Origin of the sequence: Bradyrhizobium sp. AUGA SZCCT0160, assembly GCF_018130105.1 — a bacterium.
Classification (GTDB): Bacteria; Pseudomonadota; Alphaproteobacteria; order Rhizobiales; family Xanthobacteraceae; genus Bradyrhizobium.
On the sequence record NZ_JAFCMD010000016.1, the window covers coordinates 94347 to 106649 of the forward strand.

The window sequence follows — 12303 nt, forward strand, 5'->3', positions numbered from 1 at the left end:
CGCAGGTTAGCATGACATTGGCTCGCAGCCGATATAAAGCACCTCTGGAGAAAACCCAGCCCGGTTCCGGCTAGGGTGCGGAGAATGCGATGAAAGTGATTGGCCTCGCGGGGTGGAGCGGCGCCGGCAAGACCACCTTGCTGGCGCGGGTGATCCCGCATTTGCTGAAAGACGGCCTGCGGGTTTCCGTGATCAAGCACGCCCATCACGCCTTCGACGTCGATATCCCGGGCAAGGATTCCTGGCGGCATCGCGAGGCCGGCGCCACCGAGGTGCTGGTGTCTTCGGCGCGGCGATGGGCCCTGATGCATGAATTGCGCGGCGCCGAAGAGCCGCGCCTGCCGGAACTGCTGGCCCGGATGTCGCGGGTCGATCTCGTCGTCATCGAGGGTTTCAAGCGCGAGCCGCACCGCAAGATCGAGGTTTTCCGCGCCGCCAACGGCAAGCCATTTTTGTTTCCCGACGATCCCGGCGTGGTCGGCATCGCCACCGATACACCGGTTGAAACCCGGCTTCCCACCGCCCATCTCGACGATATCGAGGCGATTGCCGCGATGATGCTGCGCTCGGCGATACCGGTCGAAGAGGTGCTGGCAGAGAGCGAAGCGGAGAGCTAATTCGCGATGGCGCAATTGTCCGACGATTGCTTTGCCTTCGGCGGTCCGATGATGTCGGTCGATGAGGCCGTCGGCATCATTGCAGCCAGGGTCACGGCCGTGCAGGAGGTCGAGACCGTCGCGCTCGCCAATGCCGACGGACGCGTGCTCGCTCAGGACGTTTCGGCGCCGCTGCCGCTGCCGCCCTTCACCAATTCCGCCGTCGATGGCTATGCGGTGTCGAGCCGCGACCTGCCCAACGACAAGGAGCAGGCGTTTGCGGTGTCCGGTCGCGTTCAGGCCGGCGCTTCCGCAGGCGCGCCGATCAAGCCGGGCGAGGCGGTGCGGATCTTCACGGGTGCGCCGATGCCCGACGGCGCCGACACCGTCTTCATGCAGGAAGATGTTCGCCTCGACGACGGCAAGGTGGTGCTTCCGGCGGGGCTGAAGCCCGGTGCAAATGTGCGTCCCGCGGGTGAGGATATCCCGTTGGGCCACGCGGCATTGACGGCCGGACAAAGGCTGCGGCCGCAGGATGTCGCGCTGGCAGCGGCGTTCGGCCTGACCGAACTTGGCGTCAACAGGCGGATTCGGGTGGCGGTGTTCTCCACCGGCAATGAGCTGGTCTCGCCGGGCGAGCCACGCGGGGCGGCGCAGCTGTTCGATTCAAACCGTTTCATGCTGATGGCGATGCTGGCGCGGCTCGGCTGCGAGGTCAGCGACCTCGGCATTATCAGGGACGAGCCCACCGCGCTCGCTGCCGCACTAAAGAAAGTCGCCGGCGCCCACGACCTGATCCTCACCACCGGCGGCGTATCGACCGGCGAAGAAGATCACGTCAAGGCCAGCGTCGAAAGCGTGGGCTCGCTCGTGCTGTGGCGAATGGCGATCAAGCCGGGACGTCCCGTGGCGATGGGGATCATCGGCGGCACGCCGTTCATCGGCCTGCCGGGCAATCCGGTGGCGAGTTTTGTCACCTTCGCCCACGTGGTGCGGCCGACCATTCTTGCCCTGTCGGGCGCGCGGCAGGAGAAGCTGGTGCCGATGCCGGTTCGCGCCGCCTTTGCCTACAAGAAGAAAATCGCCCGCCGCGAATATGTCCGCGTCACCCTGCGCAAGGCCGGCGATGGCGTGCTCGAAGCGGTGAAGTTTCCGCGCGAGGGTGCGGGGCTGTTGTCCTCGCTGGTCGACACCGATGGGCTTGTCGAACTCGGCGAAGAGATCACGCTTGTCGAGCCTGGCCAGTCCGTTGGCTTCCTGTCCTATGCAAGCTTGATCTGAAGGCTCATTGACGATGCGCATCCGCTTCGCCATGTTCCCTTGATGACAACGACAAAGCTCGATCTCACCGGCCTTAAATGCCCGCTGCCGGCGTTGAAGACGCGCAAGGCGCTCAAATCGGTCAAACCTGGCGAGCGGCTTGAAGTCCACTGCACCGATCCGCTGTCGGTGATCGATATTCCGAATCTGATCCGCGAAACCGGCGACAAGGTCGAGATTACGGAACGCGCGGAGACGCGAATCGTGTTCCTGATCGAGAAGGCGAACGGCGGAAACTGAGAGACGGATCCATTTTGAATCCGTATCGACCGATCGCAAAGTCAGATCGATACGCATTCGCTATCGCAACATGAGACGGCTTTATTGATCTTTGGATCGATTCCAGTTCTCATTCGCTGATCGAAAAGATGGCTTCCGACGCGAAGCCTCGTCCGGGCGGCGAGCGGCATGACCGCGCCGGGCGTGTCGCCTTAAATGCTTATCAAAACGCGACAATTCTCTTGGCATCTGGCATGCCACGATTTATGATCGCGGAAACATACAGGCAGGAACGAGACGTTTTCCATGGTTCAAGACGTGCAGAAAGTGCGCTCGTTCGAGCACCCCGGCGCCGGGCGGAAGCGGGCCAAGGCGACGCCGAAGGGCCGCCAGGTCGATCCGACCGCCGCGTACGAGATTGAACAGCTGCTCGGCGACCGGTCGCGGCAGCGCGATCTCTTGATCGAACATCTGCATCTGATCCAGGACACGTATCACCAGATTTCCGCAGGCCATCTCGCCGCACTCGCCGACGAGATGAAGCTGTCGTTTGCCGAAGTGTTCGAGACCGCAACCTTCTACGCGCATTTTGATATCGTGAAGGAAGGCGAGCCGGATATTGCGCCGCTGACCATTCGCGTCTGCGATTCGCTGACCTGCGCGATGCTGGGCGCGGAAAAACTGTTGCATGAATTGCAGGACAAAGCCGGCCCCGGCATTCGCGTGGTGCGCGCGCCCTGCGTCGGCCGCTGCGATACCGCGCCAGCAGCCGAAGTCGGCCATCACTTTGTCGACCATGCAACCACTGCAAGCGTGCTGGCTGCCGCGAAGGGCGGCGAGACGCATGCGCATTTGCCTGAGTATGTTGGTTACGACGCCTATGTCGCCGGCGGCGGTTACGCGCTGCTCAATCGCTTGCGCTCCGGTGCGCTTTCCAAGGAAGACCTGCTCAAATCGCTCGACGACGCCTCGCTGCGCGGCCTCGGCGGCGCCGGCTTCCCGACCGGGCGGAAATGGCGTGCGGTGCTCGGCGAGCCCGGCCCGCGGCTGATGGCGATCAATGGCGACGAGGGTGAGCCCGGCACCTTCAAGGATCGCTTTTACCTCGAGACCGACCCGCATCGCTTCCTCGAGGGCATGCTGATCGGCGCCCACGTGGTCGAGGCGACCGATGTCTACATCTACCTGCGCGACGAATATCCGGCCTCGCGCGAAATTCTCGAGCGCGAGATCGCAAAACTACCGCCGGGCGGCCCGGTGCTGCATATGCGCCGCGGCGCCGGCGCCTACATCTGCGGCGAGGAATCCTCGCTGCTCGAAAGCATCGAAGGCAAGCGCGGTCTGCCGCGCCACAAGCCGCCATATCCGTTCCAGGTCGGCCTGTTCGGCCTGCCGACGCTGATCAACAACATCGAGACGCTGTGGTGGGTGCGCGACATCGTCGAAAAGGGCGCCGACTGGTGGAAGGGCCACGGCCGCAACGACCGTCACGGCCTGCGCAGCTATTCGGTATCGGGCCGCGTCAAGAATCCCGGCATGAAGCTGGCGCCCGCGGGTGTCACCGTGCGCGAACTGATTGACGAGTTTTGCAGCGGCATGGCCGACGGACATACGTTCCACGCCTACCTGCCGGGCGGTGCGTCCGGCGGCATCCTGCCGGCGTCGATGGACAACATCCCGCTCGATTTCGGAACGCTAGAAAAATACGGCTGCTTCATCGGCTCGGCCGCGGTCGTGATCCTGTCCGAACACGACAGCGTGCGGGGCGCGGCGCTGAACCTGATGCGCTTCTTCGAGGATGAAAGCTGCGGCCAGTGCACGCCGTGCCGGGTCGGCACCCAGAAGGCGGCGATCCTGATGGAGCGCCGGGTCTGGAACCGCGAATTGCTCGACCAGTTGAGCCAGGCGATGCGCGATGCCTCGATCTGCGGGCTCGGGCAGGCAGCCTCGAATCCCCTGACGTCAGTGATTAAGTATTTTCCGGAAGAATTCGTGCCGAAAGAAGCCGCGGAATGACCAGGATCAAGTTCGAACTCGACGGCAAGCAGGTTGAGGCCAGCGCAGGCGAGACCATCTGGCAGGTGGCAAAACGCCAAGGCCAGGAAATCCCGCATTTGTGCTATTCGCCCGCGCCGGACTATCGGCCCGACGGCAATTGCCGCGCCTGCATGGTGGAGATCGAGGGTGAGCGCGTGCTGGCGGCGTCCTGCAAGCGTACCCCCACCGTCGGCATGAAGGTGAAATCCGAAAGCGCGCGCGCGGTCGCGGCGCAGAAGATGGTGATGGAACTGCTGGTCGCCGACCAGCCGGCGCGCGAGACCTCGCACGATCCTGACTCAAAATTCTGGCACTGGGCCGAAAAGGTCGAGGTTACCGAGAGCCGCTTCCCGGCCGCCGAGCGCTGGGAAAGCGACGTCAGCCATCCCGCGATGAGCGTCAATCTCGATGCCTGCATCCAGTGCGGCCTGTGCGTACGCGCCTGCCGCGAAGTGCAGGTCAACGACGTCATCGGCATGGCCTACCGCAGCCATGGATCGAAAATCGTGTTCGACTTCGACGATCCCATGGGGGAATCGACCTGCGTGGCCTGCGGCGAATGCGTGCAGGCATGCCCGACCGGTGCATTGATGCCGTCGGTGATGCTGGACGAGAACCAGACCCGCGTGACCTATGCGGACAAGGAAGTCGACTCGCTGTGTCCGTTCTGCGGCGTCGGATGCCAGGTCACCTACCAGGTCAAGGACGAGAAAATCATTTACGCCGAGGGCCGCGACGGCCCGGCCAACCACAACCGGCTCTGCGTCAAGGGCCGCTTTGGATTTGACTACATCCATCACCCGCATCGACTGACCAAGCCGCTGGTGCGGCTGCCGAATGCGAAGAAGGATGCCAACGACCAGGTCGATCCGGCCAATCCGTTCACGCATTTCCGCGAAGCGTCGTGGGAAGAGGCGCTCGATATCGCCGCCAACGGCCTCGTGAAGATCCGTGATGAGAAGGGCGTCAAGGCGCTGGCCGGTTTCGGCTCCGCCAAAGGCTCCAACGAAGAGGCCTATCTGTTCCAGAAGCTGGTGCGCACCGGCTTCGGCTCCAACAATGTTGATCACTGCACGCGGCTGTGCCACGCCTCGTCGGTGGCGGCGCTGTTCGAAGGCTTGAGCTCCGGCGCGGTGTCGGCCCCGTTCGCGGCGGCGATGGATGCCGAAGTCATCATCGTGATCGGCGCAAATCCGACCGTCAACCACCCGGTCGCTGCAACCTACATCAAGAACGCGGCGAAGAAGGGCGCCAAGCTCTTCGTCCTGGATCCGCGTCGGCAATCGCTGTCGCGCCACGCGACCCAACATCTGCAGTTCAAGCCCGGCTCCGACGTCGCCATGCTGAATGCGATGATCAACACGATCATCACCGAAGGCCTGACCGACGATCAGTACATCGCGGGCTACACCGAGGGCTTTCAGGATTTGGAGGAGAAGATCAAGGAGTTCACGCCGGAGAAGATGGAGCCGATCTGCGGCGTGCCGGCAGAAACCTTGCGCGAGGTGGCGCGGACCTATGCGCGCGCCAAATCGTCGATCATCTTCTGGGGCATGGGCATCAGCCAGCATGTCCACGGCACCGACAATGCGCGCTGTCTGATCGCGCTGGCGCTGATCACCGGACAGGTCGGCCGTCCCGGCACCGGCCTGCATCCGCTGCGCGGCCAGAACAACGTGCAGGGCGCGTCCGACGCCGGCCTGATCCCGATGTTCCTGCCGGACTACCAGCCGGTTAGCCGCGACGACATGCGCGGCAATTTCGAGAAGTTGTGGAGCCAGGAGCTCGATCCGGTACGCGGCCTGACCGTGGTGGAGATCATGAACGCGATCCACGCCGGTGAGATCAACGGCATGTATATCGAGGGCGAAAACCCCGCGATGTCCGATCCCGATCTTCAGCATGCGCGCGGAGCGCTCGCCATGCTCGATCATCTCGTGGTGCAGGACCTCTTCGTCACCGAGACCGCATTCCACGCCGACGTCATCCTGCCGGCTTCGGCCTTTGCGGAAAAGGACGGCTCCTTCACCAACACCGACCGCCGCGTGCAGCTTGCGCGCCAGGTGATCAAGCCGCCGGGCGAGGCGCGACAGGATCTCTGGATCATCCAGGAGATCGGCAAGCGTATGGGGCTGCCGTGGAATTATTCGGGCCCCGGCGACGTCTACACCGAGATGGCGCAGCTGATGCCCTCGCTCAAGAACATCAGCTGGGAGCGGCTGGTCCGTGAAGGCGCCGTCACCTATCCGGCGGATGACCCGAACAAGCCCGGCAACGAGATCATCTTCACCACCGGCTTCCCGACCGAGAGCGGTCGCGGCAAGATCGTGCCGGCGCATGTGATCGCGCCCGACGAGGTGCCCGACGGCGAGTATCCGATGGTGCTGTCGACCGGCCGCGTGCTCGAACATTGGCACACCGGCTCGATGACCCGACGCTCCAGCGTGCTCGACCAGATCGAGCCGGAGGCGGTCGCGTTCATGTCGCCGAAGGATATGCGGCGCCTCAGCGTTTGGCCCGGCGATTTCATCAGACTGGAAACCCGCCGCGGTGCAGTCGAGGTCAAGGTGCGATCGGACCGCGACGTGCCTGAGAACATGGTGTTCATGCCGTTCTGCTACGCCGAGGCGGCGGCGAACCTCTTGACCAACCCGGCGCTCGATCCGTTCGGCAAGATCCCCGAGTTCAAGTTCTGCGCGGTGCGCGCCGAAAGGGCCGAACTGCGGACCGCGGCGGAGTAGGCCTAAGCCTGAAGAGGTGACGCCGCGCTGGTTACCACGAAGACGGTGTACTCCCTCTCCCGCTTGGGGGAGGCGTAGGCGGCCTGTGGCCGCCGTCCTTGTTGAAGAACGCCGATGCGCAGCATCGGCTATGGGTGGGGGTCTATCCGCGAGTCATATTGTGGAGAGAGCCCCACTTGTGGAGAGAGCCCCCACCCGCCGCGCTCTTTGAGCGCGTCGACCTAAGAGCGAGCTTCGCTCGTCTCGACCCCGCAAGCGGGAGAGGTGCAGCGAGGCTGCCGCCCGACCAATTCAACCCAATTGCTTACGCCGCTGCTCTACCTAGTTGGGCCGTTCGCAGCCGCAGCCTGCTGCGAGGACTTGTGTTGCGCGACAATCCCTTCGAGTCGCGCAATGTTCTCCAGCAGGCGCTGGCTGGTCAGGACCAGGAAGTAATAGCCGAACTGCGGGTTCTGAAAGTAGATCTCGAGCAGCTTGTCATAAGTGATGGTCAGCACATGACCATCCTCGATGCATTCGATCGTCGCCGTGCGCCGGTTATCGGGCGTGAGGAAACCAAATTCGCCCATCAAACGCCCCGGCGGAAGTTCGACGCTGATTTCCTTGACCAGGAATTTTCCGGTGACGGTCAGCAGCATCTCATGGGCGGCATCGTCTTTTTTGAACAGAATATCGCCCTTGCGATACTTGCGTTCGGTCATGAACGGCTTGAGCCATTCCAGCGACGTATCGCCCTTCGTTGCGCTGCGGGCCTTCTTCACCAGAACGAGCATCTGTCGGAGGCGATACGCATTGATGGGGACCATCAGGAGATACAACAGGAAGGTCGTGACGGATGCCGTGAGCGCGCCGAACAGGGCGAAGAATGCGCAACCGATCATGTTCGCGACGCGCAGCGGCACCATGGTCTGCGTCAGCAAAGTGGCGACAAAGAAGATGGCGCCGACCAGGGCGAACATGTTGGCCAGCGTGATATTGTGGAGAAAAATCTCCAGCAGGCGATTGAACAGCGCGTCGTAGGTGATGTTGTTGGGGTCGAGGCCCAGCTGGACCAGGATTTTCGCTATCCTGAGATTATCCGCGGCCGCGTCGAGAATTCGATCAAGTATTGTCACTGGTCTGCACCGCTACACTTCATTTAGCCGCTACACACGAGAATACAGGCGGGTTGTACCGCCTCAAAGCCCCGCAGGGAAGCGTGCCAAGGCGAAGGCGCCTCGGCACAAATGATTAAAAGCCGAAAGGTCTGCGACGCGCCGTGCGGGCCAAAGCCAGGCTGTGGACCGCGGCGGAGTGAAGCGAGCTAGTCGTTCACCCAAGACGTGACGGTCGTCATGCGCGTCCAGCAGAGCCGCCGCACATAATCGAGCGCGAGCTAAAACGCCGCGCAATCTCTCGCGCAGACGCTATGGCCGCGCTTCAGGCATCGGAACGACAAAAACCTGGCCGGGATAAATCAGGTTGGGATTGCGGATCTGTTCCCGATTCGCCTTGTAAATGACGGCGTAGCGCGTGCCCGCTCCATAGGAGAGTTGGCTGATACGCCAGAGGCTGTCGCCGCGCGAGACGGTGGTGGTGGCGATCTTCGGCACGACCACGGTGGAGGGCGAGCCCTTGTCTGGCGGCGAACCCTTGTCTGGCAGAACGGCGGCCATGGCGCCGGCCAGCTCCGGCTGCTGTGCAGAGGCAACGTCCAGCCGTTTGGCCGCGGTGGCCGGCACGGAGGCCGTGACCATCGTGTCGGGAACGTTGAACGGCACCTCGGCGCGGGCGCGCACCGCGCCGGAATTCTGCTCCAACTCGTCCAGCCTCACGCGGTAGCTGCCGGAGGCGACCCCCTCCTTGATCGTGACCGCAAAACGTCCGTCTGCGGCAGCGGTTGCCGACGCAATAAAGCTGTCGTTGAGATAAAGCTTCACCGCGGCGCCGGGGCGGGCGCGGCCGCTGACATGGAGCTTGCCGCCCGGCTCGATCTCAACCGTCTCCGCAACCACTGCACCGGCCATCGGCTTAGGCACAGCCGGCTGCGACAGCACGACAGTGGGTTTGTCCGGCGCCATCAACGCTACGACCGGCCGGTCGGTTGATTTCGGCTCAAGCGCCACCGTCACGCTCTGTTTGGACGAGGTCTGCTTGCCGTCCGGCTCCTTGGCCCGCAGCGTCAGGTCATAAGTCCCTGAGGGAAGCCGGGGCGGAACCATGACGAATTGTCCGGATTGATCCGCCACCACGCGATCGTGTATCTCGCCGTTGCGCAGCAGTTCCACCGCTGCGCCCGGCATGGCCCGGCCGGCGATGACAGCTTCGCCCGTCGGCTCGATGCGGGCGATGTCGAATGACGGCACGCTGTCCGGCGGTGGGGGTGGTCCGCCCAGCGTGGCCGTCACGGCGTTTGCCGCCGCTTGCGCCGCTGCGAGCGCACCCTGCTTTGGGGCGTCCAATGCCGGCTTCGAGATCGTCGGCGCGGCGGTTGCGGCCCTGGTATCGACCCGCGGCTCGTGGCGGACGTAATAGACGGCGAATATGGCCGCCACGCTACATGCCGCAACCATGGACGGTACGATTATTCGACTCATCGATGTCGCAATCATGATGCTCATCCATCGGCCAAATCACTGGCTCGACGGCAGTCTATAGCGTCTTGGGCAAAGTTGGTACTCGTTTGCGTTGCGAAAACGGGGTAGGCCGGTCAGCTTATAGCCATCCGGCACTCCGGAAGCGCCAGAACAGGCCCGCGCAGACGGTCAGGATCGTGCCGATAATGGCGAAGTAGCCATACTCCCACTCCAGTTCCGGCATATGCTTGAAGTTCATGCCGTAGATGCCCGCGATCGCGGTCGGGACCGCGATGATGGCAAGCCATGAGGCGAGTTTCTTGGAGACCGCGGTCTCCTGGGCCTGGCCCACCAAAAGGCTCGCCTCGAAGGCAAAAGCGAGAACCTCGCGAAGCGAGTCGATCTGCTCCTGGACGGTGCGGACGTGGTCCGTGACGTCGCGGAACAGCGGCTGCATGGTGGGGCGGATCATCGGCAGATTGTCATGTTCGAGCCGGCGGCAGACCTCGACCAGGGGTCCCACCGCGTTCCGCAGGCGCAACAGATCGCGCCGCAACAGATACAGCCGCTCGATCTGCGCCCGTGTCATCGCGCTCGCGAGCACCTGCTCCTCCATCGCTTCGACCTCCTCCTGGATGGTCTCGAGCACCGGCGATCCTCGCCGCGGGCCAGCGCCCGCGGGCAGCTTTCGCAGCGCGCGCGAACCGGCGCATAGGATGTCGAGGCGCCATGGCGAACGGAGACGAGATATCCTTCGCCGACGAACAGATGGGTTTCGCCGAACGCGATGCTGTCGCCGACGAGCTGCGCGGTGCGTGCCACAATGAACAGGCCGTCGCCATATTGCTCGATCTTCGGCCGCTGATGGGCGTTGTTCGCATCTTCAATGGCAAGATCATGCAGCTGGAACTGTTGCTGCACGCTCGTCAGGAGCGTCATGTCCGGTTCGTGCAGCCCGATCCAGACCACATGGCCGGGCTTGCTGCGCCAACTCGAAGCTTCCTCGATGGCGATATTGGCGACCCGCCGGCCGTCGACATAGGCCCCCGCCGCGACCACACCTTCGGAAGCAACCGGATCGCTCGGCATGTCCGCTTGCGGCGCTACGTTCATGGCTTCCATTCCTCAATGATCGCGGCTGAAACCTGCGCCGACGCCGTGTTCTCGGCAAGGCTAGCACCGGGGAATTTGTGGTCAAATGTATGTTCGGCCTCACATGTCGTTATCGTTGATGCCGTTCAGACCCCGCGCGGCCGTAGTATCAGATTCTTGCGCGCGGGTCGCTCGGCCGTTCTCAATGGCTGACGCGCGAAAGGAAGATCGCAGCCTTGAGGACGATGACGCCGGCGATCGCGACACCTCTTAGCAGGGGACCAATCGCGCGAAGGCAGATCAGCTTCAGCATCGCGAGGTTTGTGGTGGTTGGGGCCCGGCGTCCCGACCGATGGGAAGCCGGTTTGAATCGGCTGCCGGGATGCGTGAGCATCATGTCATAAGTCCTTCTGAAGATCGGATGTGCGGGTGAATCTGTTGCGACGACATGCACCGCGCGCCCGGGCGGCTACCCATGTCGAGTTCGATTTCGCAGGCCAGTTCGACGATCGTTTCGGGATGATGACCGTTCTCGAACAACGCGTATTTGATGGCCTGTGTGCGATTGACAAACAGGCCGCCATAGAGGCCGTTTTGTTCCTGGGCCACCCAATGGCCGCGCCGGTTTCTGCCGATGAAGACGATTGCGGAGGGCGAGCGGCACGATGGAGGTTCGATGAGCTTCACGTTGGTATTCTTTCATTTTGGCGAGCTGCGTATTCCCGGCTCGTTCAGCCGAAATTGTCGCTCAGGACCGGCTCATAGAGCGCGCCGGCATCGCTGCGCACGGCCGGGACGCTGGGCCGGCGCAACGGCGCGTTGAGGCGCTGCGCCTCGACGAACGCACTCAGGATAGCCAGCGCCAGATCGGCGTGACGGCCCTCGGCGGATTGATCGAGCCAGTCCGGCAGTTCGCGTTCGCGCGACAGCGCGCAATGCCATTCGCCTTCGTCATAGGCGATGCGGCGGAGCTGCCATTGCGGCAATTCCAGATCGATCAGTGCCAGCGCGGCATCGGTCCAGGCGCCGGATTGAATCAGACGCTCGATGCGGGCGGTCTTGCCGCTCTGGCCCACGGACGGAAAGCGCCGGCAGGTCTGGCTGACGATGTCGGACAGGAATTCAGCGGTCACGGCATAGGCGTTGCGCAGCCGGTCGCCGGGTTCAGCGGGGGTTTGGGGTTGTGCGAGAATGAACATGGCGTGATCTCACTTGTGGGGCGGCTGAAACCGCAGCCGTGGGTCCAAGGTGGTCAAAACGCCATTTGAAAACGAGATGCGGCGAGGGGCGGAGAAATAGGGATTTCATAAGTGGGTGATGTGGGTACGCTTTCTCCCCACGTCGTCCCGGCCTTGAGCCGGGACCCATAGCCACCGTCACCCATTTGGCGGAAGGTGACTGGTGTGGCCCGGGACCACGGGCACTTATGGAATTCCTATAACGTCGCCATTGCCCCCATCTCGAAAACCTATGCGCGCGGTGGCACTTCACCACCAATCAAAGCGAGGCCGTCCGTTCGGCCCGCGGCTCATGTCGCACAGGAACATCCCATGCTGGACATTATCGTGCTGGCGCTAGGCGCAGGCTTCTTTCTGGCGGGCATTGGTTACGCCTACGCCTGCGAACGGCTCTGAGGGAGAACGATCATGATCTTCGATTATTCGCTCGCCGGGCTCGTCTCGCTCGGCCTCCTGTTCTACCTGACCTACGCGCTGCTGCGGCCCGAACGCTTCTGAGGTCGCC

The 12303-nt window shown here is 63.1% G+C and carries 10 protein-coding genes and 1 pseudogene; 6 read left to right on the forward strand and 5 right to left on the reverse strand.

The genetic code is table 11. The annotated features are described in order from the left end of the window. Positions 1-89 precede the first annotated feature (89 nt). From mobB to fdhF, 5 genes are all read left to right on the forward strand, one after another. Entirely contained in the window at positions 90-617 is a 528-nt protein-coding gene (gene mobB, locus JQ558_RS24225) for a molybdopterin-guanine dinucleotide biosynthesis protein B (RefSeq protein WP_212295420.1), read from the forward strand. 6 nt (positions 618-623) lie between these two features. Continuing rightward, a complete protein-coding gene (glp, locus tag JQ558_RS24230; protein ID WP_212295421.1) occupies positions 624-1877 on the forward strand; it encodes a gephyrin-like molybdotransferase Glp in 1254 nt (417 codons plus the stop codon). 42 nt (positions 1878-1919) lie between these two features. Next, positions 1920-2156: a sulfurtransferase TusA family protein gene (locus tag JQ558_RS24235; protein WP_212000343.1), complete on the forward strand. Its 237-nt coding sequence runs from the start codon at positions 1920-1922 to the stop codon at positions 2154-2156. A gap of 285 nt (positions 2157-2441) precedes the next feature. Continuing rightward, on the forward strand, positions 2442-4151 hold the full coding sequence (locus JQ558_RS24240) for an NADH-ubiquinone oxidoreductase-F iron-sulfur binding region domain-containing protein (RefSeq protein ID WP_212295422.1): 1710 nt from the start codon (positions 2442-2444) through the stop codon (positions 4149-4151). Further along, positions 4148-6913: a formate dehydrogenase subunit alpha gene (gene fdhF, locus JQ558_RS24245; protein WP_212295423.1), complete on the forward strand. Its 2766-nt coding sequence runs from the start codon at positions 4148-4150 to the stop codon at positions 6911-6913. The genes JQ558_RS24240 and fdhF overlap by 4 nt, the downstream gene beginning before the upstream one ends. 317 nt (positions 6914-7230) lie before the next feature. Here fdhF and JQ558_RS24250 read toward each other — a convergent pair whose 3' ends face one another. From JQ558_RS24250 to JQ558_RS24270, 5 genes and pseudogenes are all read right to left on the reverse strand, one after another. Next, entirely contained in the window at positions 7231-8028 is a 798-nt protein-coding gene (locus JQ558_RS24250; protein ID WP_212295424.1) for a Crp/Fnr family transcriptional regulator, read from the reverse strand. A 291-nt stretch (positions 8029-8319) separates the two neighbouring features. Then, entirely contained in the window at positions 8320-9447 is a 1128-nt protein-coding gene (locus JQ558_RS24255; protein WP_312015026.1) for an Ig-like domain-containing protein, read from the reverse strand. 160 nt (positions 9448-9607) lie between these two features. Then, a pseudogene (locus JQ558_RS24260) lies at positions 9608-10581 on the reverse strand (magnesium and cobalt transport protein CorA). A 372-nt stretch (positions 10582-10953) separates the two neighbouring features. Next, a complete protein-coding gene (locus tag JQ558_RS24265) occupies positions 10954-11247 on the reverse strand; it encodes a hypothetical protein (protein ID WP_312015027.1) in 294 nt (97 codons plus the stop codon). A gap of 44 nt (positions 11248-11291) precedes the next feature. Continuing rightward, a complete protein-coding gene (locus JQ558_RS24270; RefSeq protein ID WP_212295426.1) occupies positions 11292-11759 on the reverse strand; it encodes a hypothetical protein in 468 nt (155 codons plus the stop codon). A gap of 447 nt (positions 11760-12206) precedes the next feature. Between JQ558_RS24270 and JQ558_RS24275 the strand changes: the two genes are divergently transcribed. Continuing rightward, on the forward strand, positions 12207-12296 hold the full coding sequence (locus tag JQ558_RS24275; protein ID WP_016846764.1) for a K(+)-transporting ATPase subunit F: 90 nt from the start codon (positions 12207-12209) through the stop codon (positions 12294-12296). Positions 12297-12303 lie beyond the last annotated feature (7 nt).